General features: G+C 63.7%; 26 protein-coding genes, 1 tRNA gene, 1 pseudogene and 1 riboswitch. Of the genes and pseudogenes, 16 read left to right on the top strand and 12 right to left on the bottom strand.

The features are described 5' to 3' along the window. Positions 1-40 precede the first annotated feature (40 nt). From CXR00_RS03865 to CXR00_RS03830, 8 genes are all read left to right on the top strand, one after another. Positions 41-553: a MarR family winged helix-turn-helix transcriptional regulator gene (locus CXR00_RS03865; protein WP_104053175.1), complete on the top strand. Its 513-nt coding sequence runs from the start codon at positions 41-43 to the stop codon at positions 551-553. Positions 554-631: 78 nt separating this feature from the next. Then, the gene (locus CXR00_RS03860) at positions 632-1,786 is read left to right on the top strand and encodes a glucose-1-phosphate adenylyltransferase family protein (protein ID WP_104053174.1); all 1,155 of its coding nucleotides are present in this window, start codon (positions 632-634) and stop codon (positions 1,784-1,786) included. A 381-nt stretch (positions 1,787-2,167) separates the two neighbouring features. Then, complete coding sequence (rpmB, locus tag CXR00_RS03855) at positions 2,168-2,404, top strand: 50S ribosomal protein L28 (protein ID WP_104053173.1); 237 nt, start codon at positions 2,168-2,170, stop codon at positions 2,402-2,404. Further along, the gene (gene rpmG / locus CXR00_RS03850; protein WP_104053172.1) at positions 2,404-2,571 is read left to right on the top strand and encodes a 50S ribosomal protein L33; all 168 of its coding nucleotides are present in this window, start codon (positions 2,404-2,406) and stop codon (positions 2,569-2,571) included. Before rpmB ends, rpmG begins: the two co-directional genes overlap by 1 nt. Before the next feature lie 2 nt (positions 2,572-2,573). Further along, positions 2,574-2,879 (top strand): 30S ribosomal protein S14, encoded by a 306-nt coding sequence (gene rpsN, locus CXR00_RS03845; RefSeq protein WP_104053171.1) that lies wholly within the window; start codon positions 2,574-2,576, stop codon positions 2,877-2,879. 289 nt (positions 2,880-3,168) lie between these two features. Further along, the gene (locus CXR00_RS03840) at positions 3,169-3,456 is read left to right on the top strand and encodes an HU family DNA-binding protein (RefSeq protein ID WP_104053170.1); all 288 of its coding nucleotides are present in this window, start codon (positions 3,169-3,171) and stop codon (positions 3,454-3,456) included. A gap of 201 nt (positions 3,457-3,657) precedes the next feature. After that, entirely contained in the window at positions 3,658-5,685 is a 2,028-nt protein-coding gene (locus CXR00_RS03835; RefSeq protein WP_237685707.1) for a cytochrome c oxidase assembly protein, read from the top strand. Continuing rightward, positions 5,685-7,664: an NHL domain-containing thioredoxin family protein gene (locus CXR00_RS03830; RefSeq protein WP_104053168.1), complete on the top strand. Its 1,980-nt coding sequence runs from the start codon at positions 5,685-5,687 to the stop codon at positions 7,662-7,664. The genes CXR00_RS03835 and CXR00_RS03830 overlap by 1 nt, the downstream gene beginning before the upstream one ends. A 49-nt stretch (positions 7,665-7,713) precedes the next feature. On the opposite strand, the gene CXR00_RS03825 is transcribed toward CXR00_RS03830, so the two are convergent. The 10 genes from CXR00_RS03825 to CXR00_RS03780 all read right to left on the bottom strand — a co-directional run bounded on the left by CXR00_RS03825 (position 7,714) and on the right by CXR00_RS03780 (position 16,429). Beyond that, positions 7,714-8,697: a hypothetical protein gene (locus CXR00_RS03825; RefSeq protein ID WP_146068442.1), complete on the bottom strand. Its 984-nt coding sequence runs from the start codon at positions 8,695-8,697 to the stop codon at positions 7,714-7,716. A gap of 86 nt (positions 8,698-8,783) precedes the next feature. Further along, complete coding sequence (locus CXR00_RS03820; RefSeq protein ID WP_104053166.1) at positions 8,784-10,046, bottom strand: ABC transporter ATP-binding protein; 1,263 nt, start codon at positions 10,044-10,046, stop codon at positions 8,784-8,786. A gap of 37 nt (positions 10,047-10,083) precedes the next feature. After that, positions 10,084-10,926: a carbohydrate ABC transporter permease gene (locus tag CXR00_RS03815; RefSeq protein ID WP_104053165.1), complete on the bottom strand. Its 843-nt coding sequence runs from the start codon at positions 10,924-10,926 to the stop codon at positions 10,084-10,086. Then, a complete protein-coding gene (locus CXR00_RS03810; protein ID WP_104053164.1) occupies positions 10,926-11,888 on the bottom strand; it encodes a carbohydrate ABC transporter permease in 963 nt (320 codons plus the stop codon). Before CXR00_RS03810 ends, CXR00_RS03815 begins: the two co-directional genes overlap by 1 nt. Continuing rightward, a complete protein-coding gene (locus tag CXR00_RS03805; RefSeq protein WP_104053163.1) occupies positions 11,885-13,198 on the bottom strand; it encodes an extracellular solute-binding protein in 1,314 nt (437 codons plus the stop codon). The genes CXR00_RS03810 and CXR00_RS03805 overlap by 4 nt, the downstream gene beginning before the upstream one ends. 148 nt (positions 13,199-13,346) lie before the next feature. Beyond that, a complete protein-coding gene (locus tag CXR00_RS03800) occupies positions 13,347-14,273 on the bottom strand; it encodes an AEC family transporter (protein WP_104053162.1) in 927 nt (308 codons plus the stop codon). Between the two features lie 87 nt (positions 14,274-14,360). Then, a tRNA-Gly gene (locus CXR00_RS03795) sits at positions 14,361-14,431 on the bottom strand. 66 nt (positions 14,432-14,497) lie between these two features. Then, complete coding sequence (locus CXR00_RS03790) at positions 14,498-14,770, bottom strand: protealysin inhibitor emfourin (RefSeq protein ID WP_104053161.1); 273 nt, start codon at positions 14,768-14,770, stop codon at positions 14,498-14,500. Further along, positions 14,767-15,810 carry a M4 family metallopeptidase gene (locus tag CXR00_RS03785; RefSeq protein ID WP_104053713.1) on the bottom strand — a complete coding sequence of 348 codons (1,044 nt, stop codon included), beginning with the start codon at positions 15,808-15,810 and terminating at the stop codon, positions 14,767-14,769. The genes CXR00_RS03790 and CXR00_RS03785 overlap by 4 nt, the downstream gene beginning before the upstream one ends. A gap of 91 nt (positions 15,811-15,901) precedes the next feature. Further along, positions 15,902-16,429: an SseB family protein gene (locus CXR00_RS03780; protein ID WP_104053160.1), complete on the bottom strand. Its 528-nt coding sequence runs from the start codon at positions 16,427-16,429 to the stop codon at positions 15,902-15,904. Between the two features lie 90 nt (positions 16,430-16,519). On the opposite strand from CXR00_RS03780, the gene kynA reads away from it, so the two are divergent. Further along, positions 16,520-17,374: a tryptophan 2,3-dioxygenase gene (kynA, locus tag CXR00_RS03775; protein ID WP_104053159.1), complete on the top strand. Its 855-nt coding sequence runs from the start codon at positions 16,520-16,522 to the stop codon at positions 17,372-17,374. 44 nt (positions 17,375-17,418) lie between these two features. Further along, on the top strand, positions 17,419-17,994 hold the full coding sequence (gene dcd, locus CXR00_RS03770; RefSeq protein WP_104053158.1) for a dCTP deaminase: 576 nt from the start codon (positions 17,419-17,421) through the stop codon (positions 17,992-17,994). Positions 17,995-18,007: 13 nt separating this feature from the next. On the opposite strand, the gene CXR00_RS03765 is transcribed toward dcd, so the two are convergent. Next, positions 18,008-19,378, bottom strand: coding sequence for an MFS transporter (locus CXR00_RS03765; RefSeq protein WP_104053157.1), 1,371 nt, complete (start codon positions 19,376-19,378; stop codon positions 18,008-18,010). A 199-nt stretch (positions 19,379-19,577) separates the two neighbouring features. Here CXR00_RS03765 and CXR00_RS03760 point away from each other — a divergent pair, with 199 nt between their 5' ends. The 6 genes and pseudogenes from CXR00_RS03760 to mnhG form a co-directional block, all read left to right on the top strand. Further along, positions 19,578-22,583 carry a Na+/H+ antiporter subunit A gene (locus CXR00_RS03760; protein WP_104053156.1) on the top strand — a complete coding sequence of 1,002 codons (3,006 nt, stop codon included), beginning with the start codon at positions 19,578-19,580 and terminating at the stop codon, positions 22,581-22,583. Beyond that, a complete protein-coding gene (locus tag CXR00_RS03755; protein WP_104053155.1) occupies positions 22,580-23,068 on the top strand; it encodes a Na(+)/H(+) antiporter subunit C in 489 nt (162 codons plus the stop codon). The genes CXR00_RS03760 and CXR00_RS03755 overlap by 4 nt, the downstream gene beginning before the upstream one ends. After that, positions 23,065-24,675: a Na+/H+ antiporter subunit D gene (locus CXR00_RS03750; protein WP_104053154.1), complete on the top strand. Its 1,611-nt coding sequence runs from the start codon at positions 23,065-23,067 to the stop codon at positions 24,673-24,675. The genes CXR00_RS03755 and CXR00_RS03750 overlap by 4 nt, the downstream gene beginning before the upstream one ends. Further along, positions 24,672-25,289, top strand: a complete 618-nt coding sequence (locus CXR00_RS03745; RefSeq protein ID WP_258060261.1) for a Na+/H+ antiporter subunit E — start codon at positions 24,672-24,674, stop codon at positions 25,287-25,289. Before CXR00_RS03750 ends, CXR00_RS03745 begins: the two co-directional genes overlap by 4 nt. Next, entirely contained in the window at positions 25,286-25,546 is a 261-nt protein-coding gene (locus tag CXR00_RS03740; protein WP_104053152.1) for a monovalent cation/H+ antiporter complex subunit F, read from the top strand. The genes CXR00_RS03745 and CXR00_RS03740 overlap by 4 nt, the downstream gene beginning before the upstream one ends. 3 nt (positions 25,547-25,549) lie before the next feature. Next, a pseudogene (mnhG, locus tag CXR00_RS03735) lies at positions 25,550-25,891 on the top strand (monovalent cation/H(+) antiporter subunit G); the annotation flags it as partial. 201 nt (positions 25,892-26,092) lie between these two features. Here the strand turns inward: mnhG and CXR00_RS03730 are convergent. Then, on the bottom strand, positions 26,093-26,356 hold the full coding sequence (locus CXR00_RS03730) for a DUF4235 domain-containing protein (RefSeq protein ID WP_104053150.1): 264 nt from the start codon (positions 26,354-26,356) through the stop codon (positions 26,093-26,095). Positions 26,357-26,446: 90 nt separating this feature from the next. Continuing rightward, positions 26,447-26,586: riboswitch (TPP riboswitch) on the top strand. Positions 26,587-26,591: the final 5 nt, after the last annotated feature.

Here is a 26,591-nt window from a genome sequence, read left to right as displayed (position 1 = left end):
GAATCATTGAAGGCTCAAGCAACCATGGGAGTATAGACAAATGAGCGACACCGAGTTCTCCTCCGTCCCCTGGCTGAGTCCCGATGAACGACGGGCGTGGCTGGCTCTTTACGCCGTGGCCACACGGCTCAACCCCACGCTGGATGCAGACCTGTCCAAGCGGGCACGGATCACGCTTTTCGATTACCACGTGCTGGCGATGACCTCCGAGGCACCGGAGCGTGCGCTGCCGATGAGTGAACTGGCGGCCCGGTCCAACGCATCCCTCTCCCGGCTTTCGCACGTGGTGAAGAAACTTGAGGGCCGCGGCTGGATGGAACGCTCGCAGTCGCCCGACGACGCCCGCGTCACCATGGCCGCGCTCACGGACGAGGGTATGGCAGCCCTGGCCTCACTCGCTCCCGACCACGTCCGCTCCGTCCGGGATCTGGTCTTCGACGGACTGGACGCCCGCGACGTGAGTGACCTCGAACGCATTGGCCGGCGCATCCTGGGCCGGCTGGAACCGGGCAACAGCATCGTTGAAGACAACACCCCCGCCGATCCCTCCTGAGAGCGGCGTCAGGGCATTTTGTTAGCCTTGGTGTAAATGGAGAGCAGTCAACACGCCCCCCCCAGCGAGAGGTACCACATGCACACCCCCCGCATTCTGACACTGATTCTTGCCGGCGGAACGGGAGGCCGCCTTGGCTCCCTCACGGACCACCGGGCCAAGCCTGCCATGCCGGTTGCCGGCTCCTACCGCCTGATCGATGTTCCCCTGTCAAACCTCCACAACAGCGGCCTGTCCGACGTCTGGATCGTGGAGCAGTACAAGCCCAAGTCACTGAATGACCATTTGGTCAGCGGCCGCCCCTGGGACCTGGACCGGACCAACGGGGGCCTGCGGGTGCTGCCGCCCTATCAGGGCGGCGAAGGGGAGGGGTTTGCGCAAGGCAATGCTGACGCTCTGTACCGCCAGGCCGACTACATCCGCGATTATGATCCGGACCTGGTCCTGGTGCTCAGCGCCGACCATCTCTACCGGCTCGATTACCGGGAGGTTCTTGCCACCCATGAGCGTTCCGGTGCTGCCCTGACCGTGGTTACGACCAAGATCCGCAGGAACCCCTCCGACCACGGTGTGGTGGAGGCGAAGGACGGCTTCGTGACCGGCTTTGAGTACAAGCCGGAGAAGCCCAAAACCGACCTCGTGGCTGCCGAAATCTTCCTTTACGACGCAGCCGTGCTCCTGAACGCCATGGATGAGCTGATGGAAAGGGACTGCCAGCTGGAGGATTACGGCGACCAGCTGATTCCCTACCTGGTGGAGACGGAAAAGGTGGCCGAACATCGTCTGGAGGGCTACTGGCGGGACATGGGCACGCCGAGCAGCTACCACGAGGGCCACATGGACCTGATTGACGGCCGCGGGCTGGACTTCGATGATCCTCAATGGCCCATCCTCAGTGCCTCACCGCGCCGGCTGCCCGGTTTCGCCGGCGAGGCGGCCCGGGTTTCCAGCAGCCTCCTCGCGCCGGGCTCCCGGGTGGAAGGCAGCGTCCGGCGCAGCGTCCTGGGGGCCGGCGTTCTGGTGGAAGCCGGCGCTGAAGTGGAGAACTGCGTTCTCCTGGGTGACGTGAAGATCCGTTCCGGCGCAAAGCTGCGCAACGCCATTGTGGATGCCGGCGCAGTGGTGGGCGGCGGCACCGAACTCGACGGCGCTGAGCTGGATCCGGAGGCGGCAGTGGTGGTTGTCGGGGCGGACGGGGCAGTACAAACGCCGTCATCGCCGTCTAAAGGGTGAGGTCAGGCACCTTTAACGGGTACAGTATCCCGCCGGTTTGAATGAAAGCCGGGTTGCCCCTAGGATAGAGAGGCGTTAAGTTGCGCCTATGTTCGAGAGAGATGCCGTAAGGCGGGCCTGGAGACATTTGCGCGGCCACCCGTATAAACCTAGAATTGAAGGCTGTCCCGGCAGATACTGCTTGGCATCCTGAACTTCACCGTCTTCCCCGCGGCGAGGCACTTCGGCTGGATCTCACCCCGCCAGGTCAACCTCCGGAAAGTCGCAGTAATAACGGTGTCAAAACTGGTGGCGGGACGCTCTTTATGGCAGGTGCTTAGGCAAACGCCCTGTGTCTGTTTTTTGAGGACCGTCATATTTACTACAACTGGAGGAGAGATCATGGCAGCTTATTGCCAGGTCACCGGAGCCATCCCCGGCTTTGGTCACAGCATTTCGCACTCGCACCGCCGCAACAAGCGCCGGTTCGACCCGAATATTCAGAAGAAGCGCTACTGGGTTCCGTCCCTGCGCCGCAATGTGACGCTGCAGGTTTCGGCCCGCGGCATCAAGACGATTGACGTGCGCGGTATCGACGCCGTCATCACTGACCTTATCGCGAAGGGTGTGAAGCTCTAGTGGCTAAGGACAAGGACGTACGTCCGATCATCAAGCTGAAGTCGACCGCCGGCACCGGGTACACCTACGTGACCCGCAAGAACCGTCGTAACGACCCGGACCGCATGGTCCTGAAGAAGTACGACCCCAAGGTCCGCCAGCACGTCGAATTCCGTGAGGAGCGCTAAGAATGGCAAAGAAGTCAAAGATTGCCCGCAATGAGCAGCGCAAGGTCATTGTTGAGCGCTACGCTGCGAAGCGCCTCGAACTGAAGAAGACCCTGGTGGATCCGAACGCTACCGACGAAGCCCGCGAAGCTGCACGCCTCGGCCTGCAGAAGCTTCCGCGCAACGCCTCGCCGGTACGCCTTCGCAACCGTGACCAGATTGACGGCCGCCCCCGCGGTACCCTCCAGAAGTTCGGTATCTCGCGTGTGCGTTTCCGCAACATGGCCCACGCAGGCGAACTGCCCGGCGTGAAGAAGTCCAGCTGGTAAGCACTGCTTAACTAAGCTTTCAAAAGGGCGGCAACCTACGGGTTGCCGCCCTTTTGCATGCCCCGGAGCTGTTTGGCGGCGGGTGTGCGTAAAATCCGCGCCGTTGCAAGGAAACAGGCTAAGGGCCTCGATGGGGTAAATGGCACCTTTTTCTGGGCTGAGAGCTGAAAAAACCGCGAAAAACAGCGGATTTTTCCTGATTTCCGGGCGCGGACTGGTAAGTTTCCAACAGTGGCGGTTTCGCATCCGTGATCCGCTCGAGCTAACACCTAGTCCAGGAGGACATAAATTGGCTATGAACCGCAGTGAACTTGTTGCAGCAGTGGCAGAGAAGTCCGGCAACAGCCAGACGGCAGTGAACGGCGTTCTCGACGCTGTCTTCGACATCTTCGCAACCTCCGTTGCCAATGGCGAGAAGATCACCATCCCCGGATGGCTCGCAGTCGAGCGCACTGACCGCGCTGCCCGCACGGGCCGCAACCCGCAGACCGGCGAAACCATTCAGATCCCGGCAGGCCACAGCGTCAAGCTGACCGCCGGCTCCAAGCTGAAGGCTGCTGTCTCCACCAAGAAGTAACCTCCGTTCCTGAGGCAAGGGCCGGCGCCTGAGGGCGCCGGCCTTTTTTGTGCAATTAGCCCAAATTTCTACCGGGGGTAGAGAATAGGTATCGTGCCTAAAACTGCCAACACCGATACCGCCGGCGCCCGCCTGCCGTCCGGCGCTTCCACGTCTGCCGGAGCCGTTCGGGGCGGCTGGCTCGCCGCCGCCGCTGCCGTCCTGTTCACGGCCCTTGCCGGGGCGCTGGTCTTCTCCGGTGCCGCCGCGGCCCAGCAGCTTTCCGACCCCGGTGCACTGACCCGATGGGCCCTGCCTGTTGCCAAGGCCGTGCAGAACGGTGCCATGGCAGCGGTCATTGGAGCGCTGGTGTTCTCAGTCGCCATCCTGCCAAAGTCGCTGAAATTCACGCGGTCCCGCAAGGTCCGGGCGGATGAGCCGGAACACCCCGCCTTCGCCCGCGCCATGTCACTGGCAGGGTTCGCCGCCGCGGTCTGGACGCTGGCCGCCGTTGGCGTGCTGCTCTTCACCTACTCGGATGTCTCCGGCCTGCCGCTGAGCGCGGAGGCAAGTTACACACAGGGCCTTGGCGCCTTCGTCACCGACTTCTCCACCGGCCGCGCCTGGCTGGCAGTGAGCATCATTGCAGCAGTGGTCACCACCCTGGCCTTCGGTGTCCGGTCCCTGAACGGTCTCGCCGCCACCACCGTGCTGGCCGCCGGGGCCATCATCCCCATCGCGCTCGTCGGCCACTCAGCAGGCGGCGACGACCACAGTGCCGCCGTGAACTCCATCGGGCTGCACCTGGCCGGTGTGTGCCTGTGGATTGGCGGACTCATTGTCCTGGCTGTTGTCTCGCGCCAGCTGGGTCCCATTACCGGCGTGGTGCTGCGCCGCTACTCCGCCCTTGCCGGTTTCGCCTTCGCGCTGGTCTTCCTGTCCGGCGTCATCAACGCCTCCCTGCGCATCACTTCTCTTTCCCAGCTGAATTCCGAGTGGGGGAGTCTGGTTATTTTCAAGGCCGCGGCAACCCTGCTGCTGGGCGTGATCGGGTTCCTGCACCGCCGCTGGATCATTCCCCAGCTGCCCGCCAAGATTCCCGGATCCGCCGCAGGGTCCAACGAACAGGGCGGCCCCCGGGCGAAGAGCGCCAACCGCATTCTCTGGCAGCTGATCGGTGTGGAACTGCTGATCATGGCCGCTGTCTCCGGCGTGGCCGTGGCCCTGGGCCGCACCGCCACCCCGCGGCCGGAGGAGCTGCCGGCCAACGCGTCGCCGGCGCGGATCCTCACCGGATACGACCTGCCGCCGGAACTGACGAATGAACGCTACCTCACCGAGTGGCGCTTCGACTGGCTGTGGGTCGCGATCGTGCTTGTCCTGGCGATTTCCTACATTGCCGGAATGGTCAAGGTGCGCCGCCGCGGTGATAAGTGGTCAATTGTTCGTGCCCTGTGCTGGCTGTTTGGCCTTGCTGCGCTGACCTACGTCACGTCCGGTGCCCCTGCCGTGTACGGCATGGTGCTCTTCAGCACCCACATGCTGGCCCATATGTCCCTGACCATGGTGGTTCCGCTGTTCCTGGTACTCGGTGCCCCCGTAACACTGGCCCTGAAGGCGCTGACACCGCGCGGGGACGGCACCCGCGGGATCCGGGAGTGGATCCTCGTCGGCGTGCACTCGTGGTTCTCCAAACTGGTCACCAACCCCATTTTCGCGGCCGTCAACTTTGCCGGGTCCATCGTGATCTTCTATTACTCGGAGCTGTTCGGGTTCGCCCTGCGCCAGCATGTGGGCCACGAACTGATGGTTGTGCACTTCCTGCTGACCGGCTACATCTTTGTCCTCACCATGATCGGCATCGACCCGCTGCCCTACCGGGCGCCGTATCCGCTGCGCCTGGTGATCCTGCTGGCCACGATGGCCTTCCACGCCTTCTTCGGCGTGGCGGTCATGGGCGGAACCTCCCTGATCCAGGCCTCCTACTTTGGAAACATGGGCCGGGACTGGGGACTGTCCGCCCTCGCTGACCAGCAGCTCGGCGGATCCATCATGTGGGGCCTGGGCGAAATTCCCACTGTCATGGTGGCCATTGGGGTGGCGCTGCAGTGGTCCCGGACTGACGCCCGCGAAACACGGCGTAAAGATCGGGCAGCCGAAAGGAATAATGAGGCTGAGCTGGCCGCTTACAACAACATGTTTGCCAATCTGGCCAAGCGGGATGCCAGCAGCTCTGAAGGAGACCGTTAATGACTGAAACTGTGCGCACCGGATACCGGGTGCGGGCCTCCGCCCTGGAGGGCCGCAACTGGCTGAACACCGGCGGCCGCCAGCTCGGGCTGGAAGACCTGCGCGGGAAGATCGTGCTTCTGGACTTCTGGACCTTCTGCTGCATCAACTGCCTGCACGTCCTGGACGAGCTTCGCCCGCTGGAGGAGAAGTACTCCGACGTGCTGGTGACGGTGGGTGTGCACTCGCCCAAGTTCGAGCACGAGGCAGACCCCGTGGCCCTGGCAGCGGCTGTGGAACGCTACGAAATCCACCACCCGGTCCTGGACGACCCGGAGCTGATCACCTGGCAGGCCTACGCGGCCCGCGCCTGGCCAACCCTGGTGGTCCTGGATCCGGAAGGCTACATCGTGGCCAACCTGTCGGGTGAAGGTCACGCCGCCGGCCTCGAATCATTGATCAGCGAGCTCGTCGAAGAGCACGAAGCAAAGGGCACGCTGCACCGCGGAAACGGTCCGTACGTTCCGGCCGAACCCACCGCCGGCAACCTGCGTTTTCCCGGCAAGGCCGTTCCCCTTCCCGGCGGGACCTTCCTGGTGGCCGATACCGGGCACCACCGCCTCGTGGAACTTGAGGATGATCTCACCACAGTGCGCTCTGTTATCGGTGACGGCACCAAGGGATGGCGCGACGGAGACGCCGGCACGGCACAGTTCAACGAACCCCAGGGCCTGGCCGTCCTGCCTGCCGCCGTGGCGGAGCAGACCGGGTACGACGTCGTGGTGGCGGACACGGTCAACCACCGGCTGCGCGCAGTGGCCCTGGCCTCCGGAACCGTCACCACTGTCGCCGGAAACGGCGTGCAGCGGCTCCTGGACGCCGGCAACCAGACAAAGCGGGCACCCGGCGCGGACCACCCCTCCGAAGCCGCCGCAGCGGCCGGCAGCGACGTACCCGGATCGGCGTCCGTGCAGCCGGCCCTTGGCTCCGACCCGCTGGCCGTGTCCCTGTCCTCGCCGTGGGACGTGACCTGGTCCACTGCGCTGGGCCGGCTGGTAGTGGCCATGGCCGGCACGCACCAGATTTTCAGCTTCGATCCGCTCACCGGCGCACTGGGCATCCTGGCCGGCACCGGGCTTGAAGGCCTGCTGGACGGCGACGGTGCGGAGGCCTGGTTTGCCCAGTCCTCCGGCCTGGCCGAAGACGCTGACGGCAACATCTGGGTCGCCGACTCGGAAACCTCAGCGGTTCGCCGTTTGGCCTTTAGTACAGCCGACGGCACCACACGGGTATCGGTCAGCACCGCCGTCGGAGCCGGGCTCTTTGACTTTGGCTTCCGCGACGGGCCTGCCGGGGAGGCGCGTTTGCAGCACCCGCTGGGAGTTGCAGTGCTGCCGGACGGTTCGGTGGCCATCGCCGACACCTACAACGGTGCTGTTCGCCGTTACGACCCCGCAACTGAAACCGTTTCCACCCTGGCCCGCGGACTCTCCGAGCCTTCCGGCGTCCTGGTGGACACCACTGCCGGGGAACCGCTGCTGATCGTGGTGGAAGCCAACAAACACGAACTGGTGCGGCTGCCCATTCCCAAGGAAGCCCAGTCGGTGGACGAGGGTGCCCGGCAGACACAGCGCCCTGCCAGCCCGATGGCCGCGGGCACGGTGGCGCTTTCCGTCCGCTTTGCCGCTCCCAAGGGCCAGAAGCTGGACGACCGGTGGGGAGATCCCACGCAGCTGAAGATCTCATCCTCTCCGGAGGAACTGCTGGTTTCCGGCGGAGGGACTTCCACCGGGCTGACGCGTGAGCTGGTGCTTTCGGACTCCGTCTCCGGCGGTGTTCTGCACATCACGGCACGCGCCGCGGCCTGCGACGGCGAGCCCGGCGGCGAGATCCCCGACCACGCCGCCTGCCACCTGTACCAGCAGGACTGGGGCATCCCGGTGACCATCGACGCCGCGGGAGACACTGAGCTCACCCTGGACCTGCGCGGGCTCGACTAGCGGAATCTGTGCGGCAATCGACCAGCCCGGCCACAGACATCCGGCCGGGCTAGTCGATCAGGGGAGTAACGGACACCTCGCCTGCACCAACGGACAGCTGCGCGGCGAAGCTGAAATCCTTCTCAACCTCCAGCGGGCTCTTGACACCGCTGAAGAGGTCCGTCTGCTCAGCGGTGAGACGGGCCTTGCCGTTGAGCGGGGAGAGTACCCACTTCCCCGACACCGAACGAATATTGACTTCCGGGTACTGCGTGATTTCCCAGACGATGGGCGGCTGGACCCGGTTGTCGGTGAAGTGGAAGAACGGACAGCCCGGCGGGGCGAGCCGGTCCTGGGCGCCGGTGCAGCCGGCGAGAAAATCGCGGACCTTGGCATCTACGGCATTTCTCAGGGCCTCGGTGGCCTCGGTTGCCAGGACCAGTGAGACGGTGTCACGCGGCGAAGTCAGGACTCCTGATTCCGCCGGGGCGGCGAAGAACTCCGATTCGTAGGAAGCTTCCACGCGGGTGGGATAGAAGGAAGCAAACGTGGTGGTCTCTTCAGGCAGGGCCACCTGAACGCCGTTGAGGACGGCTTCGCGCTGGCTGGGGGCGCTGACAGTCACCGTGGGAAGGACCGAAGGGACAAAGGACCACTGGTCAAAAAAGAACCAGTGCTTCTCAGTACGCGTCAGGCGGAAGGTGCTCTGCGCCTCCCCGCCGCCCATGGCATAGGTGACGTCAATATCCACCCTGTCCTCACCGGCGTCGCGGGGTTCACCGATCTGAACCAGCTCAAGGTCCGCGGCTGCGGCCCGCAGCGCGTCTCCGTCCAGCAGGGCGGCATTGGATTGCGGAACCGTGGCGGCCAGCAGGCCCAGGGCGCGTTCCCCGTCCCCTTCTTGGAGGGCGTCGAAGTAGCTGCTCACCTGGTGCCCCGGCCCGTACACCTTCGCATTGACGAAATAAATGACCACCACTGCCGCAGCGATGGTGAGCATGAGGGCAAGCAGCCACGTGGCCACTGCTTTGATTACCGATGTTGTTCCCTGCACCGATCAAACGATACCGGGTGAAACAGGAGAAGCCCGGACCGCGGGCCTGCCGCCGTCCGGGCTTCTCCGGGCAAATCCGCGGGAACTTAGTTTCCGCTGCCCACCTTGTCATTCTCGTGTGCCATGGCGATTTCTTCGGCACGTGCTGCGTTGGCTTCCTCAGTCAGCTCCGCACCTGCTTCGGCATCCCGGGTGAGGTTCTCCCCGGTCTCGGGATCGAACAGATGCACCTTGCGGGTGTCCAGCCACAGCTCGGCGTCGCGTCCTCCGCGGATGCGGGAGGCTGCGTCGATGGTAACCACAATCTGCGGCCGGAGCTCGTCGGCATCCATATCCCGTGCCAAGTTGTCCAGGAGTTCCTTGACCTCAGGATCCGGGTGGAAGGGGATGTAGCCGTACTGCTCGTTGCCCAGCCATTCGGTGTGGCTGATGGGTGCGGTAAACGTTGAGCCGTGGTGAAGCTTGGCCTCGTCCACAAACTTGGCATCCTCAAAGAACTCCGGCCGCAGCCCTACGAGCACAATGTTCTTCCCCGTGGCCTTGCTGGCCTTATCCTGGGGAATCGTGATGTCGCCAACCGCAGTCCGGAGCACGTTGCCGTCCACCGTGGCCGGCAGGAAGTTCATCGACGGAGAGCCGATGAAGCCCGCGACAAAGAGGTTGATGGGCTGTTCATACAGTTCGCGCGGCGACGCCACCTGCTGCAGGATGCCCTTCTTGAGCACTGCTACGCGGTCGCCGAGGGTCATGGCTTCAGTCTGGTCGTGGGTCACATAGACGCTGGTGGTTCCCAGCCGGCGCTGCATCTGCGAGATCTCCGACCGCATTTGTCCGCGCAGTTTGGCGTCCAGGTTGGAGAGGGGCTCGTCAAAGAGGAAGGCATCCGCCTGGCGGACAATGGCGCGGCCCATGGCAACGCGCTGTCGCTGACCGCCGGAAAGGTTGGCAGGTTTCCGGTCCAGATGCTCAGTCAGCTCCAAGGTGGCAGCAGCGTCATTCACCAGCTTGTTCACCTGCTCATCGGTGTACTTGCCCTTGGCGAGGCGCAGCGGGAACGCGATGTTCTCGAAGACCGTCAGGTGCGGGTACAGGGCGTAGTTCTGGAACACCATGGCCAGGTTGCGGTCACGGGGTGCCTTGTCATTCACCCGCTCCCCGTTGATCAGCAGGTCTCCGGACGTGATGTCTTCCAGACCTACGATCATCCGCAGGAGGGTGGACTTTCCGCAGCCGGACGGGCCAACCAGGATGATGAACTCACCGTCTGCGATATCCAAGCTGACATCGTTGACGGCAGGGAAGCCGTCGCCGTATTTCTTGACGAGGTGGTTGAGGGTGATCGATGCCATGAGAATAAATCCTTTTCTTCGACCGGACGTAAGGAACTTAGCCCTTGACGGCGCCCTGGGTTAGGCCCGAGACGATCTGGCGCTGGAACGCCAGCACCAGCACTACAACGGGGATGGTGACAATAATTGCGGCCGCCGAGATGGCGCCCGTCGGTTCTTCGAACTGGGAGGCGCCGGTGAAGAAGGCCAAGGCTGCTGGAACCGGCCTTGCTGCATCGGTTGAGGTCAGCGAAATGCCGTACACGAAGTCATTCCAGGCGATGAAGAACGCAATGATCGCCGTGGTGAACACCCCGGGTGCCGCGAGGGGAACAATAGCCTTGCGGAAAGCCTGCCAGGTGGTGGCTCCGTCCACCTGGGCTGCCTGTTCCAGCTCCCAGGGAATCTGCCGGAAGAACGCTGACAGCGTCCAGATGGAAATCGGCAGGGTCAGGGACAGGTATGGAATGATCAGTCCGAGCCAAGTGTCATACAGCCCGATGTTGCGCCACAGGTTGAACAACGGAGTCACGATGGAAATTACGGGGAAGATCGAGACGCCGAGCGCAGTGGTCAGGATCAGCTTCTTGCCGGGAAAGTCCAGCCGTGCAATCGCGTAGGCACACAGGGTGGCCAGCACCACGGCAACAAACGTGGCGATCAGGGAGATGCCGATGGAGTTGCGCAGTGCGGAGAGGAAGAGATCCTGGGCGTCCCCCACAAGGATCTCTTCATAGTTGGTGGTGGACCACGTATTGGGGAGGAACGTTCCCGACGTGAGGTCGCTGGGGATCTTGAACGAGGTGGCGAGAATCGAGGCTACCGGGAACAGTGCATAGACGATCACCACGATCGAGATGATGGTCCAGATCAGCCTGCGACGAACAGGTGAGGATTTCACTAGTTACCCCCTCGTGCACCGGTGAGGTCCACCTTGAACAGTTTGATGGCGATGAAACAGATGATGATCACGCAAAGGAACAGCAGGACTGAAATCGCTGAGCCCATGCCAATCTCCAGCCGGGAAATCGAGGTGCGGTATGCCAGCAGCGACAGGACTTCGGTCCCGTAGGCACCGTTGGTCATGATGTAGACGTTGTCGAAGATCCGGAACGCGTCCAGCGCCCTGAACAGGACGGCAACCATGATGGCGGCCTTCATGTTCGGCAGGATCACCCGTGACATCCGCTGCCACCAGGTGGCACCGTCCACTTCCGCGGCTTCGGTCAGTTCTCCGGGAACCTGCGCCAGCCCGGCGAGCAGCAGGAGAGAAATGAACGGTGTGGTCTTCCAGATTTCGGAGGCGATAATCACGAACAGGGCGGTGGGCCCGTCGGCAAACCAGTTCAGGTCCGGGCTAATACCCGGCACCCAGTCGAACCAGTGGTTGATGTAGCCGGAGTTAATGTCGAAGGCGTAGAACCAGGCGAAGGCCGAAACCACGGTGATGATGCCGTAGGGAACCAGGATGGCTGTGCGCAGCCAGCCGCGGACGGCCTTCAATGCACTGTTCATCACCAGGGCCAGGGCAAAGCCCAGAACGAGTTCCACAGCCACGGTAATGACGGTGATCAGCAGCGTCACGCCGAGGTCGCGCCAGAAAACGCTGTCGGTGAGAATAACGCTGTAATTGCCGAGGCCAATGAATTCTCTGTCGCCCGGCGCCGTCAGCCGGTACTTGAACAGTGAATCCCACACGGCCAGGAGGATCGGATAGGCAGTGACGGCCAGCATGATCACGAATGCCGGGCCGGCCAGCCACAGCCCGAGCCTGCGTTCGGACCGTGCCCTGTCACTCAGGCGCGGCTTGGCGGGTTTGGATGCGGGCACTGCTCCCCGCTGAGCTTCTACGGAAGTGCTCACAACAGCTTCTCCCCTTTCAGGACCGCAAGGATGAACTCGGAGCTGGTTTCCGGCGTGGTTGCCGGATCAACGTCGCTTGGCGGGGTCCACGTCTGCTGGATGCCGGTTGAAACTTCGTTGTAGTACGGGGTTTGCGGCCGGGGCTTGGACAGCTCCAGGGACTCACGGATGGTCTCCGCCATGGGGAAGGTGTCCGATACGCCCGGAGCATCATAGGCATCGATGTTGGCCGGGGGATTGCCGTTGCTGGTGAAGTACAGGGACTGGTTATCCGGGCTGACAATGCACTCAATGGCCTGGTAGGCCAGGTCCTGATGCTTGCTCTCGGACCCCACACCGAGGTTGATCCCGCCCAGCGGGGGAGCGGTTTCTTCACCGGCATTGACCTGCGGATACAGGGTCCAGCCTATGTCATCGATCAGGTCTGCGGGCAGTGTTCCCGCTTCCACTGCTGCATTGGTGGCAGGCCAGACAAAGGGGTAGTTGACCATGAACGAGCCCTGGTCGCCCTGGAACTGGATCATGGAGGTGTTTTCGGTTTGGGTGGGCAGTCCGGGGCCGCCGAGGCCTTCCTTGCCAATGGTGGACACGATTTCGGCAGCTTGGGTTCCCGCCTCGGAATTGAGGCCCAGCTTAATCTCGTCTGCAGGGGCGTCCGGATTCTCCACGATGGTGCCGCCCGCAGATTCGACCAGTGCGTTGACCCACACGGTCATGGATTCGGCCCGGGCACCCTGGACCCCCAGGAACTTGCCCTGGCTGGCGGCTGCGTCAATGAGCTGCTGCCAGGTGACCGGCTGGGTCATGTCCAACCCTGCGGCTTCCGCCACCGACTTCCGATACCAGAGGATCTGGGTGTTGGCCCAGAACGGAACGGCCACCACCTTGTCCTTCCACTTCGCTCCGGTCAGTGCACCTTCGACGACGTTCTGCGTGGTGTTGTCGATGACCTCCTGCGGAACAGGAGCGAGGTAGCCGGGTTCGGCCAGTTCGGGGACAAAAGGCGGGTCCAGGCTCATGATGTCCATGGTGTCGTCGCCGGCTGCGAGCCGGCGGGCGAGCTGCTCCCGCTGCGCTCCGGCATCGCTGGGCAGCAGCGAGGTCTGGATGGTGTAGGCGCCATCTGCCTGGTCGGTGCAGATTTCGGCGATCGTTGCCTGGCCGCCGTCATCCGGGTTGATGTACCAGGTGAGGGTTGGGGGACCTTCTTCGGAGGAACAGCCGGTCAACAGCGTCGCTCCGATAGCGAGGGCAACCCCCGCAGCTGCGCGCGCCCGTTTGCGGGGCCGGTCGTTGTGTCTCGCATCCATTGGCATCGGTGTTGTGCCTCCACCTCGTCGTAGGCGCGGATTGATAGAACCTTCCGCAAAACTGCCACCCTAAGCAGCCTTTCGAAAAGACACTATGCCTTGGGTGTGAATTCCGCCACTCTCAGGACGAGTGGCGGTGAGAGAAACCTCAGGTCAGGAGTGCAGCAATGACTATGAGGACCGGAAGGGAGAGAATGGTGGTCAGCAGAACCGTGTCCTTGGCTACGAGTTCGCCCTGGCCGTAGCGGTTGGCTGCCACGAAGACATTCTGTGCGGTGGGCAGGGCAGCGGTTACGACGACGGCAAACAGCAGGGTTCCCTCCATCCCCAGGATGTAATGCGCCAGGGCGTAGGCCAGCAGCGGCTGCAGCACCAGTTTGAATGCCGTGGCGAGGAGGACGTCGGCCCGGCGGCCGCCGTCGCGCTCCAAGAGGCGGGATCCAACAAGGGAGATCCCGAAGGCCAGCAGCATGGCGGGTACAGCAGCTCCGCCGATGAGGGTAATGGGCTCCAGGATGATGACCGGCAGGGTAAGGCCGGTGGCGGCCAGGAACAGGCCGATCAGGGTTCCGATAATGATCGGATTGCGCACGACTTGGGTCAGGAAGGTCATTAGCGAGGTCCGACGCCCGCTCGTCGCCGAATCCAGAAGCATCAGGAACAGCGGAGTGAAGAAGGCCATCTGGAAAATCAGGACCGGGGCAATAAAGGCGGCATCGCCCAGGACATAGACGGCTATGGGCAGGCCCAGGTTGGCGCCGTTGACCAGCGACGAGGACATGGCTGAGATCAGTGCCTCGGGCAGGGGGCGGCGCAGCCACCAGCGGGTGCAGAGTACAAAGATGCCTGCCGTTACGACGGCGCTGGCTGCCGCTACGAGCAGTGGCAGGGAAAAGACCGTGTGCAGGTCCGCATCACTGAGGGTTACGAGCAGCAGGGCGGGGGAGGCAACGAAGAACGCCAGCCTGCTCAGGACATTTTGCGCGTTTGCGCCCAGGACCTTGAGCCTGCCGATCAGGTATCCCGCAAGAATGATGATCCAGACAACGGTGAACCCGGTAAGTACCCCCAACACCGGCTCAGTATATCCCCGCCGAAAGACAGCGCAGACAACAAAAGACCCCTGGGAATCGCGGAGGATTCTCAGGGGTCTTTTTCTCGGAGCGGGCGACGGGAATCGAACCCGCGTATCAAGCTTGGGAAGCTAGCGCTCTACCATTGAGCTACGCCCGCAGCGCCGGAAGGGTCCGGCACAAAAAACCACTTTACATGGAACCCGCGCCGGGCCGAATTCGGTGTTCACCCGTCGTTGCTGTCTGTCTCCCTGCCGCCCTGCCGCGCACGGTCCACCAGATCCCGCCATTTACCCTGAACACAGTGCTCGGGCAGGGTAACCGCAGCCGGGCCCACGCTAATCTCGTAGACAAAGCGGTCTGATCCGTCAGCCTTTTCCGGCGGACGCTCCTGCAGCAGCGGCAGCCACTCCCGCTCCGCTTCTTCGGTGCTGACCTGGGTGCTCCACACCCGGGTCAGGCCGGCGAAGCCGCCGGTGCGGACCACCACAATCCTCATGGCAGCACGCCCACGGCTTCCCAGGCACCGGACACGGAAGCGTACTCTGCTCCCGAGCTGCCGTAGCGTTTTTCCGCAGCGGCGAGCGTTCCGGCCGCAAACAGTGAAAAAGTGCAGTCCGCAGGGAGGTCCTGCTCGGCCAAAGTGTCATACCAGATTTGCCCGGCCCGTTCCCAGGCGAAATTTCCCATGGCGGTTGCGGCCAAATAGAAGGCGTGGTTGGGAATGCCGGAATTGATGTGGACTCCCCCGTTGTCCGATTCAGTGTCCACGTAACCCGCCATGGTGGCCGGCTGCGGGTCACGGCCGATCACGTCGTCGTCATACGCCGTGCCGGGAGCCTTCAGGGACCGAAGCGCAGCGCCCGACACCTGGTCGGTGAACAACCCCGCGCCCACTAGCCACGTTGCCTGCGCAGCTTCCTGGTGCAGGAGTTTCTGCTCCACGAGGACACCGAAAACGTCTGCGGCGGATTCATTCAGCGCGCCGGCCTGGCCGGAATACTCAAAACGGGAGGTGTACTGGACAACGCCATGGGCCAGTTCATGCCCAATAACTGTCAGCGATTTGGTGAACCGCTGGAAGATTTCGCCGTCGCCGTCGCCGCACACCATCCGTTCACCGTTCCAGAATGCGTTGTCATAGTCGCGGCCGTAGTGCACAGTGGCCGCCAAAAGGCCGCCGGCGCCGTCCACCGAGTCCCTGCCGTAGACGTCGCGGAAAAGCGCGTGGGTAGCCCCGAGCCCTTCATAGGCCTCATCCACTGCTGCATCGCCGGTTGGATCTGCGCCCTCTGAACGGACCAGGGTGCCGGGGAGGATCTCCAGTGAACCGGCGTCGGAAATCTCCCGCCGCAGTGTGGAGGCCAGTGCGCTGCCGCGCGGGGGAAACGGCGGCTGCAGTGTCTGCGACCGTGCCTGATGAACCGGAGGGAGCTCTGCCAGCGCCCGCTGCGCAGCTTCCGGCGCCCGGCTAAAGCCTCCGCCCTGCAGTTCGGCAATGCGTGTCAGGAGATAAGGGGGAACAATTGAACAGGTCATGGTGTCCTCCGGAGTCCGGGTGCAGGGCAACTGGTTTCCCTCCACGCGTGTGGCCCCAGCCTAGAGGCCACCCCTGACAGCGCAAGGGTGGCTACTGAGGCTGCGTCTCGCCGCTGCCTGCTTCGTTCGCCGCAGCGGCTGCTGCCTGATTGGCCGCTGCCTGATCGTAGGCGGCAACGATGGCGGCGATTCCTTCCGGTCCCAGCTCGAGTCCCAGGTTGCTGCCGGGGTTGATGGCCAGTCCGTAGCCTGCGCCAATGCTGCGCAGGGTAGCTTCACCGCCGGCCTTCACCATGACCGGAGCCTCTTCGCGGATCTGTTCCGGCACCCGCTGGGCACTGGTGAACGTTGCGGCTACAGCGGAGTCCCCCTCGGGGGCCTTCAACACCAGGGCCTGGAAGGACGCGGGGTCCTTCTCGTCCAGCAGCCGGCCGACGCTGAGCAGCTCCGATTCGCAGATCCGGGCTACCAGCTCCTGGCTGGTGATCCGGCCTTCCTGGCCGGCGAGGATGGCTTCTTCGAGCGCTGCAGCACCTTCGGGGTCCTGATACTGCGCCTGGCCGGGAAGTGCGCCTTCCGCATCCGCCGTGCCGTGCGTGCTGTCCGTATTCTCCGTCATGGGGATCTCCTTGAGTGCTGGATGTTCGTCAAAGGCTCAGCCGCAAGTCTGGCACAGCGGCAGGGGGGTGAATCAAGCTACGGTGGGAGAATGAGCGTGAGCAGGAACACCCGAAACCTGGAGCCGGGCATTGAACGGGACTTTACCGACAAGATGAGCTACGGCTCCTATCTGGCATTGGATGATCTCCTGGCTGCCCAGCATCCCGTGAGCAGTCCGGAGCACCACGATGAGATGCTCTTCATCATCCAGCACCAGACCTCCGAGCTGTGGCTGAAACTTGTCCTGCATGAACTGCGGGCCGTCCGGTCCAACCTGGCCGCGGATGACCTGCGCGCGGCCATGAAGGGCATCGCCCGGATCAAGCACATCCAGCGCTCGCTGACCGAGCAGTGGTCGGTGCTGGCCACGCTGACGCCTTCGGAATACGCCGAGTTCAGGGGTGATCTGGGCGCCTCGAGCGGGTTCCAGTCCTATCAGTACCGCGCCGTGGAATTCCTGCTGGGCAATAAGAATGCCGCCATGGTGAACGTTTTCGCAGCCGATCCTGCGGCGCAGGCCCTGCTCACGGATCTGTTGGAACAAACCAGCATCTACGACGAGTTCATCCGGTTCCTGCACCGCCGCGGCTATGCCGTCCCCGCGGAACTGCTTCACCGTGACGTCACGCAGGCGCATGTGGCCAACGAGGGCCTCATGCGTGTTTACAAACACGTTTATGAGAACGCCGCTCAGAATTGGGACATTTATGAAGCCTGTGAAGAGCTGGTGGATCTGGAGGACAACTTCCAACTCTGGCGTTTCCGCCATCTGAAGACCGTGGAGCGCACCATAGGATTCAAGCGGGGAACCGGGGGATCCTCCGGTGCGTCCTTCCTCCAGCGGGCGCTGGAGCTGACGTTTTTTCCTGAGCTGTATGCCGTCCGGACGGAGATTGGCCGCTGACAGCCCCGGCCGGCTCCCGCGTGTGCATGCGCTATTTTTAGATAGTGCTGATTTCTGACCGCGACATTCGAACCGAAATTGCCGACAAGCGGATCGTCCTCGATCCCTACGATCCCTCGATGGTTCAGCCCTCGAGCGTGGACGTGCGCATTGACCGGTTCTTCCGGCTCTTCGACAACCACAAATACGCGCACATTGACCCGTCCCTGGACCAGCCGGACCTGACCCGCCTGGTGGAGGTCGACCCGGACGAGCCCTTCATCCTGCATCCGGGCGAATTTGTCCTAGGGTCCACCTATGAGACGGTCACCCTGCCCGATGACATTGCGGCGCGGCTTGAGGGTAAGTCCTCGCTGGGCCGTCTGGGGCTGCTGACGCATTCCACTGCCGGTTTCATTGACCCCGGCTTCTCCGGGCACGTGACCCTGGAGCTGTCCAACATGGCAACGCTGCCGATCAAGTTGTGGCCAGGTTCCAAGATCGGCCAGCTGTGCTTCTTCCGGCTGACCTCCCCGGCCGAATATGCCTACGGGTCCGGACAGTACGGCAACCGTTACCAGGGCCAGCGGGGCCCGACGGCGTCGCGCAGCCACCTGAACTTCCACCGCTCCCAGGTGTAGCGCCGGGCAGCGGTCAGGCTTCCGGAACCACCGCGCGCGGTGTCTTGTCCGGTGATCGCACCGGCAGCAGCACCAGCAGGCCCGCCAGCAGCACCAGCAGGATGCCGAGGATGCCGTACCGCTGGGCGCCGAAAATGGTGATGAAGGCGGCGAAGAGCGTGGGCGCCAGGAAGCTCACGGCTCGGCCGGTGGTGGCATAAAGCCCAAACAGCTCGGCTTCCTCGCCTTCCGGGGCAAGCCGGGCCAGGAACGCACGGGACGCCGACTGGGCCGGCCCCACAAACAGGCACAGCATCAGTCCGAATATCCAGAACGTGGTGTCGCCGCTCCACTGCAGCCCGAAGAGGCGCTGGTCCCCGGCTCCGAACAGCGCAATGAACCCGCCGGAGATCAGCAGCCCGATCAGTGAGAAGACAATGACCTTCTTGGGGCCGGCGCGGTCGTCGAGGAAGCCGCCCGCAATGGCGCCGACGGCTGCCACCACGTTGCCGAAGATGGCGAAGATGATGACCTGTGAGAGGGGCCATCCAAAGGTCCCGTGTGCTATTACTCCGCCGAACGTGAACACCGCGGCCAAGCCGTCACGGAAAACTGCGCTGGCCAGCAGGAACCAGATGGTGTGCGGACTGGTCTTGTAGATGGCCTTGACGCGACGGAACAGCAGTCCGTAGGACGCCAGGAAGCCAATTCCGGCAGCTCGTTCCTTACGGGGAACTTCGGGAACCGCAAACAGGACGGGCACCGCGAAGACGGCCAGCCAGACGGCGGCGAAAACGGCGACGGCGCGGACGTTCAGGCCGTTCTCCGAAGTAACGCCGAACCAGCCCACGTCGGGGTTGATGAAGCCCACCAGCACCACTGCCAGGGCAGCAATCCCGCCCACATACCCCATGCCCCAGCCGAAACCGCTGACCCGTCCCACCGTTGCCGGCGTCGAAATCTGGGACAGCATGGCGTTGTAGTTCACGCCGGCAAATTCACTGAAGACGTTGCCCAAGGCGATCAGCGCAACGCCGAGCAGCAGGAACTCCGGCCGTGGAAGGACGAAGAAGCACAGGGCGGTGGCCAGGCACACCAGGGCCGTGTTGATGCCCAGCCAGAGCCGGCGCCGGCCCCCGGCGTCCGAGCGCTGTCCCATGACGGGGGCGAACACTGCCACTGCCACTCCTGCCAGGGCAATACCGTAACCGAGGACGGAGGAAGCATGGTCTTTCCCGCCGAAGCTCTCCGAGGTCAGGTACACCGTAAAGACGAAGGTGGTCATGACGGCGTTAAACGCGGCGGACCCCCAGTCCCAGGACGCCCAGGCCAGGACCTGCCGTTTCCGGAAATGCGGAGGCGGCCCGCCGGGCAGGGCGCGGTGAACTTCTGTGTTGGAGACCATAGGCAGATGCTATAGGTGCCCGGCCCGGGCAGAGCGACAACCGGCTCTCCGGCATGTCCCGCGGCATGGCTGCCCGGCCCTCGAATGGGGCTTGGGTGTATGCCATGAGTAGAATAGATATACGCCCTCTGACCACCACCTTGATAACTACAGCTGTGTTTGTGGCTGGAAGACTGTCAAAAAAAGCTCGGGAGATCTAGTGCTAATTGTGCTCACCGTTTTGTTTACGGTGGCATTGGTGGCGCCCATAATGTTCCGCAGGATCGGCAGGTCGGCGTTCTACGTCCTGGCCGCCGTCCCCGCAGCAGCCTTCATCTGGCTGCTGGTCACGTTCCCCCGGTACACAGGTGCCGACCAGACGCTGGCCTCGGGCGCTCCCAACGCCCCGCCGTCCGTAGTGATCCCCTGGATTCCCGATCTCAAAGTTGAGCTCGCGTTCCGGATGGACACCCTGGCCGCGGTCCTGTCCATCCTCATTCTCGGCGTTGGCTCGCTCGTGCTGTTCTACTGCGCACGCTACTTCCGCCCGGGGGACGCACAGATGGGCGCCTTTGGCTCCCAGCTGCTGGCCTTCGCAGCAGCCATGTTCGGTTTGGTGACGGCGGATGACCTGATCCTGCTCTTCATCTTCTGGGAAGTAACCACCGTCCTGTCCTATCTGCTGATCGGATACTCGGCGCATCGGCTGTCGGCGCGCCGGGCCGCCCTGCAGGCACTGGTGGTTACCACCCTCGGCGGGCTCACCATGCTCGTGGGCATGGTGTTGATCGGTGATGCCGCCGGAACGTTCCGGATTTCAGAGATCATGGCCATGGCCCCGCAGCTGCTGGAGCGCGGCGCCCTCGTGGACATCGCCATTGTGCTCATGCTCATTGGCGCCATCTCCAAATCCGCGTTGGTTCCCTTCCACTTCTGGCTGCCCGCCGCCATGGCCGCGCCCACCCCGGTCAGCGCCTACCTGCACGCCGCAGCCATGGTCAAGGCCGGCATTTACCTTGTTGCGCGGCTGGCCCCCGGCTTTTCGGAAAGCACCTACTGGCATGCGGTGGTGCTCGTTCTGGGCCTTTCCACCATGCTGCTGGGCGGTTGGCGCGCGCTGCGCCAGCATGACCTCAAACTGATCCTGGCCTACGGAACGGTCAGCCAGCTCGGCTTCCTGACCCTGGTGGTCGGTCTCGGCAACCGCGAGGCGGCCATTGCCGGTTTGGGACTGCTGCTGGCTCACGGCTTCTTCAAGGCGACTCTGTTCCTGGTGGTGGGCATCGTGGACCACCAGGCCGGTACCCGCGACATCCGCAAACTCTCCGGTATTTACCGCTCCGCACCGAAACTGTTTGTCGTTGCCGTCATCGGCGCCGCTTCCATGGCCGGCGTTCCGCCGCTGCTGGGTTTCGTGGCCAAGGAATCCGTCTACGAAACGTTTGTCCACTTCGCCGAAAAGCAGGGAACTTTCGGTGCGGCCGTCCTGCTGGCCGGCGTCGTCATCGGCTCCATCCTGACTTTCGCCTACAGCGCGCGCTTCGTCTGGGGCGGCTTTGCGGCCAAACCTAATTGCCGTCCGACGCCCTTCAAGCCGGTTCCGTGGGCGTTCATCGGCGCGCCGGCCATCCTCGCGGCGGTTACGGTGGTGTTCGGTCTCTGGCCGGCCCCGATCGATGCCGCCGTCAGCTCCTACGCTGATCTGTACCCGGCCGACGGCGCCCCCACCCATCTGGCGTTGTGGCACGGTTTCACCACGGCGCTGCTGCTGACGGTCATTACCATCGGCGCCGGGGTGCTGCTGTTCTGGCAGCGGCTGCGGGTCGAAAAGCTCCAGGCACGTTTCACCGCACCGCTGGACGCCGAGCGTTCCTACCGCGGAATCATTGGCGTGCTCGACGACGTCGCGGTCTGGATTACCGGCCGCACGCAGCGCGGTTCGCTGATGTTCTATCTGTTCGTCATCCTGACGGTGGCCGTCCTGACACCGCTGTCCGCCCTGCTTTGGCGCGGAGCTTCCCTTCCCGACCAGTTCCACTGGTGGGACACCCCGCTGCAGGCAGTGATCGGCGTGGGAATCATCTTGGGCGCCCTGGCCGCAGCCCGCGCCAACAAGCGCTTCCTTGCGGTGCTGATGGTCAGTGTCACCGGTTACGGCATTGCCCTGATCTTTGCCCTGCAGGGCGCACCGGACCTGGCCCTAACCCAGATGCTGGTGGAAACCATCGTTCTGGTGGCCTTTGTGCTGGCCCTGCGGTCACTGCCGGCCCGGCTGTGGAAGCGGGAACCCGCCGGGCACCGCCTGCTGCGGGCCCTGCTCGGGATCGCCTTCGGCGCCACCATGGTGCTCATCGCCATGACGGCCATGAACTCCCGCGTCGCCGAGCCCATCTCGCTGCTGTACCCGGACCTCGCGTATGAGGTGGGAGGCGGCGCCAACATCGTGAACGTAACACTTGTGGACGTCCGCGCCTGGGACACCTTCGGTGAGATCTCCGTGCTGGCCATGGCCGCCACAGGCGTGGCCTCGCTGATCTTTGTCCGCGGACGCGGCGACAAGCGCCGTCGTGCCGAGGGAGTTGCCACCGGCTCGGTGGACCGCGGCCGCGAACACTTTGCCTCGACAGGCCGCCAGGAAGCCACGCTGGCCCTGGCCCGGAAGTTCTCCAGCGTGAGCCGTGATGCCTGGCTGGTGGCCGGGCGGACCCTGGCACCGGAACGCCGTTCCATCATCTTTGAAGTAATTACGCGGCTGCTGTTCCACTCGGTCATCATGTTCTCGATCTACCTCCTGCTGGCCGGGCACAACATTCCCGGCGGCGGCTTCGCCGGCGGGCTCATGGCAGGGCTGGCCCTGACCATCCGCTATCTGGCAGGCGGACGCTTTGAACTGGCTGAAGCGAGCCCGGTCAGCGCCGGCCTGCTGCTGGGCGGCGGGCTGGGCATCGCCGGCCTCACGGCCGCGGCGCCGCTGCTCTTCGGCGGCCAGATCCTGCAGAGCGCGATCATCAAGTTCACCTGGCCGATCTTTGGCGAAATCAAGTTCGTCACGTCCACCATTTTCGACATCGGCGTGTATCTGGTGGTGGTGGGGCTGGTCCTGGATGTCCTGCGCAGCCTGGGCTCCGAAATCGATGAACGCAGCGAAGGCGGATCCTCCGACGACGAGGACCTGCTTGAACCCGAACCCGAGATAGTCAGCAAGGAAGAGGAGGTGGCCCGATGAGCGTCAACATCACCTTCATGATCATTATGGGAGCGCTGTACGCCTGCGGCATCTACCTGCTCCTTGAACGCAGCCTGACCCGCGTGGTGCTGGGACTGACCATGCTCACCAACGCCACCAACATCCTGCTGCTCTCAACCGGCGGTTTCCAGGGCCTGGCGCCCCTGTTCAACGCGGAGATCGCGGCGGAGGATTACAACGATCCGCTGCCCCAGGCCTTTATCCTGACGTCCATCGTGATCTCCTTCTCGGTGACGGCGTTCATGCTGGGCATCATCTACCGGTCCTGGGTACTCAGCCGCCAGGACGAGGTCCAGGACGATATCGAGGACCGCCGCGTGGCCAGCCAGAGCAGCTTCGACGCCGAGGACGACGCCGACGTCCCCGAGGACACCACTGAATTCACCCCGCCCGAAGAGGCTGAAGAGGCGCCGGGCTCCCTGCGCGCCACCGGTCAAAGCACCAGCCCGGAGGCCAAGGAATGAACACCATAAGCCTGGCCCCGATGGCCGTTGTCCTGCCGTTCTTCGGTGCAGCCCTCGCCTTCATCCTGATTCGCCACACCAGCGCCCAGCGCATCATCAGCGTCAGCATCCTGTCCCTCACCCTGGTACTGGAAGTGGTCCTGCTGTTTTCCGTCTGGGAGACCGGGGCTCAGGCAGTAAACCTGGGCGGTTGGCTCCCGCCGGTGGGCATCACCATGGTGGTGGACCAGTTCTCCGCCCTGATGCTGGTCATTTCCACGGCCGTAAGCCTGGCGGTGCTCATTTACGCGGCCGGGCAGGGCATGGCCGACGGCGATGAAGACGGACCCATCTCGATCTTCCATCCGACGTACCTGATCCTGGTTGCGGGGGTATCCAACGCCTTCCTGGCCGGGGACCTCTTCAACCTCTACGTGGGCTTTGAAATCCTGCTGACCGCCAGCTACGTGCTGATGACGCTGGGCGGGACAACGCCGCGGATCCGCGCCGGTGTCACCTACGTGGTGGTCAGCGTGGTCTCCTCCCTGCTCTTCCTGATCACCATCGCCATGATTTACGCTGCCACCGGCACCGTAAACATGGCAGACCTGGCGGTGAAGCTGGCAGACCTTGATTCGGGAACCCAGCTGATGCTGCACCTGATGCTGCTGGTGGCGTTCGGCATCAAGGCGGCGGTGTTCCCGCTGTCCTTCTGGCTGCCTGACTCCTACCCAACCGCTCCGGCACCGGTAACGGCAGTGTTCGCCGGCCTGCTGACCAAGGTGGGCGTCTACGCCATGGTCCGCACCGAGACGCTGCTCTTCCCCGGCGACCGGATCAACTCGCTGCTGATGGTGGTTGCCGGGCTGACGATGGTGGTGGGCATCCTCGGTGCCCTGGCGCAGACAGACATCAAGCGAATGCTGTCCTTCACCCTGGTCAGCCACATTGGCTACATGGTCTTCGGCCTGGCGGTCGGATCCGTGATCGGCATCGGTTCCGCGGTGTTCTACGTGGTCCACCACATTACGATTCAGACCTCACTGTTCCTGGTGACCGGCCTGATCGAGCGCCGGGGCGGCACCGCCAACATGGACCGCCTAGGCGGACTGGCCAAGCTGTCGCCGATCCTGGCCGTGCTCTACTTCATCCCCGCCATCAACCTGGGCGGCATTCCGCCGTTCTCCGGCTTCCTGGGCAAGCTGGGGCTGCTGGAGGCAGGCGCTGAACTGGGCACGCCGCTGGCCTATACCCTGGTGGGGGCCAGCGTCCTGACCAGCCTGCTGACCCTGCTGGTCATGGCCCGGGTCTGGAACCGTGCCTTCTGGCGCACCCCGGAAGACGCCGTGCACCCCGATCCGATCCTGCTGGCCACCGGCACCGACGGATCGTCGCTGCGGACCTCCGGTGACGTCACCGAAAAGTCCACCGGAAAGTTCTCCGGCCGCGGCGCCGTCGACCTGCTGCCGCGCACCATGGTGTACCCCACAGTGGGACTGGTGGCGCTGGGTGTTGCCCTGACCGTCCTGGCCGGCCCGCTGTTTTCGCTCAGCGACCACGCTGCGCAGGATTTGCTGGACCGTACCCCGTACATTGAAGCCGTTCTTGGAGAGGGGGCCGGACAATGACCCGCAGAGCCCAAATGCGGAACCGTCCGCGCGTACCGCTGCTGAAGGAAATCCCGCTGCTAATCTGGCTGGTGTTCCTGTGGGGCGCCCTCTGGCAGGACTTCAGTGCCGGCAACCTGATCTTCGGGGCCGTGATCGCGTTCATTGTGGCCAACATCTTCTACCTGCCTCCCGTGGAACTGAGCGGACGGTTCAACCCGCTCTACGCCGCGGGTTTCCTGGTCCGGTTCTTCTACAAACTGGTGCACGCCAGCTTCGAAGTGCTGTGGCTGTCCCTGACCAAGGGCCCAAACATCAAGAATGCCGTGGTGGGCGTGAAGCTGCGCAGCCGCTCGGACCTGCTCGTCACTGCCACCGGACACGCACTGTCGCTGATCCCCGGCTCGCTCGTCGTGGAAGTTGACCGGTCCACCTCCACCCTGTACCTGCACTGCCTGAACGTTTCCACACCGGAGGAAGCGGACAAGGTCCGCAAGGACGTGCGGGACACCGAGTCCTGGCTGATCCGCAGCATTGGCACCCGTGAGGACCTGGACGTGCTGAAGGCAGAGCAGGCTTTGGCCAGATCGGAGAGCGCCCTCCCGGCCGCAACCAGCAAGGAAATGAACCCATGATGAGCATCTTTGTGGTCCTGGTGGCAGTCATGCTCTCCGTCGCGGCAGCCGGTGCCATCTTCCGGATCGCGCGCGGTCCTTCCATCCTGGACCGGGTGCTGGCGGCTGACGTCCTGCTGACCATCGTGGGAGCTGCCCTGGCCACGGACATGATCGTGAACCGGAACCTGAACTATTTGGCGCTGCTGGTCTCGATTTCACTCATCGGGTTCATCGGTTCCGTGACCGTTGCCCGCTTTGTTACGGACCGGAGGTAGCCCGTGAGCCCGGAACTGAATGACCTCATTGTTGGAATCCTGATGCTCGGCGGGGCGCTGATGTCCCTGGCGGCCGCCATCGGCCTGACCCGTTTCCCGGACTTGATGAGCCGCATGCACGCCGCGTCCAAGCCGCAGGTGCTTGGACTGCTGCTGTTCCTGCTGGCCATGGCCGTCCAGTTTGAAAGCTGGGCACTGCTTCCGGTCCTGGGCGTGTGCTGGTTGTTCATGATCCTTACCGCACCGGTGTCCGCCCACATGGTGGGGCGTGCCGGCTACCGTACCAAGCACCTGCGGCCCGAACTGCTCACCATCGACGAGCTTGACGACGTGGTGGGCCGCGCGCAGGAGCTGCTGCTCCAATCCCGGGCCGGCGATACCGACAGTGGCGACGAAGATGAAGACCCGCGCGTGGATGACGATCCCGGAGCCCACAACGAGGCAGGGTCATTGGACGACGATTCCTCGGTGGAAACAGTGCAGGGCGCCCGCCGCCCGGGACACAGTCCCGAGGGCTGAGCGCCCTGTGGTGAAACCCGGTGCTGCTTAGACGACCTCGGGGGTCTTCTGGTAACGCTGGATGGCGCGCTGCGTGCCGCGGGTGGTCAGCACCCGGATGGCCTGGCTAACGGCGCCGGAAACGACGGCGAAGACCACCGCGGTGCGGAGGCTGACGTCCAGGACTCCGTCATTGTCCCGGGGAGGCTCGTTGCCGGTGATCCGGGTCCAGAGGAAGTCCAGCAGTTTGGCGGACACAATGCCCGCGCCGATGCTCACACCGGTACTGAGCAGTTTCAGGATCAGGTTCATGGATGCTCCTAGTTTTTGTGGGCCGTTTCCCTAACCCTACCCGCCGGGCCGCCCAAAATGGTTTGCCCGTGTGTAGAGTGGGACTCGCAAGACATACGACAGGGGAGCGCCCTTCCCGCCCATGCCGAGGCATGCTGCGGAAAGACCCAGGCGCTGAGAGTGCGGACAACCGCAGACCCTCGAACCTGATCCGGTTAGTACCGGCGATAGGGAGTCGAGATCTCACGGGATCTCA

This window comes from Arthrobacter sp. 9E16 (genome assembly GCF_002929435.1).
GTDB classification, from domain to species: Bacteria; Actinomycetota; Actinomycetes; order Actinomycetales; family Micrococcaceae; genus Arthrobacter_B; species Arthrobacter_B sunyaminii.
This window is presented reverse-complemented; position numbering and strand designations above follow the sequence as displayed.

Coding starts and splice junctions, on each gene's coding strand:
- rpsN (WP_104053171.1), top strand. CDS start 2,574: ATGGCAAAGAAGTCAAAGATTGCCCGCAATGAGCAGCGCAAGGTCATT.
- CXR00_RS03780 (WP_104053160.1), bottom strand. CDS start 16,429: ATGACGGAGAATACGGACAGCACGCACGGCACGGCGGATGCGGAAGGC.
- CXR00_RS03830 (WP_104053168.1), top strand. CDS start 5,685: ATGACTGAAACTGTGCGCACCGGATACCGGGTGCGGGCCTCCGCCCTG.
- CXR00_RS03750 (WP_104053154.1), top strand. CDS start 23,065: ATGAACACCATAAGCCTGGCCCCGATGGCCGTTGTCCTGCCGTTCTTC.
- CXR00_RS03730 (WP_104053150.1), bottom strand. CDS start 26,356: ATGAACCTGATCCTGAAACTGCTCAGTACCGGTGTGAGCATCGGCGCG.
- CXR00_RS03785 (WP_104053713.1), bottom strand. CDS start 15,810: ATGACCTGTTCAATTGTTCCCCCTTATCTCCTGACACGCATTGCCGAA.
- CXR00_RS03755 (WP_104053155.1), top strand. CDS start 22,580: ATGAGCGTCAACATCACCTTCATGATCATTATGGGAGCGCTGTACGCC.
- CXR00_RS03740 (WP_104053152.1), top strand. CDS start 25,286: ATGATGAGCATCTTTGTGGTCCTGGTGGCAGTCATGCTCTCCGTCGCG.
- CXR00_RS03860 (WP_104053174.1), top strand. CDS start 632: ATGCACACCCCCCGCATTCTGACACTGATTCTTGCCGGCGGAACGGGA.
- CXR00_RS03820 (WP_104053166.1), bottom strand. CDS start 10,046: ATGGCATCGATCACCCTCAACCACCTCGTCAAGAAATACGGCGACGGC.
- CXR00_RS03805 (WP_104053163.1), bottom strand. CDS start 13,198: ATGGATGCGAGACACAACGACCGGCCCCGCAAACGGGCGCGCGCAGCT.
- rpmB (WP_104053173.1), top strand. CDS start 2,168: ATGGCAGCTTATTGCCAGGTCACCGGAGCCATCCCCGGCTTTGGTCAC.
- CXR00_RS03745 (WP_258060261.1), top strand. CDS start 24,672: ATGACCCGCAGAGCCCAAATGCGGAACCGTCCGCGCGTACCGCTGCTG.
- CXR00_RS03765 (WP_104053157.1), bottom strand. CDS start 19,378: ATGGTCTCCAACACAGAAGTTCACCGCGCCCTGCCCGGCGGGCCGCCT.
- CXR00_RS03865 (WP_104053175.1), top strand. CDS start 41: ATGAGCGACACCGAGTTCTCCTCCGTCCCCTGGCTGAGTCCCGATGAA.
- kynA (WP_104053159.1), top strand. CDS start 16,520: ATGAGCGTGAGCAGGAACACCCGAAACCTGGAGCCGGGCATTGAACGG.
- CXR00_RS03790 (WP_104053161.1), bottom strand. CDS start 14,770: ATGAGGATTGTGGTGGTCCGCACCGGCGGCTTCGCCGGCCTGACCCGG.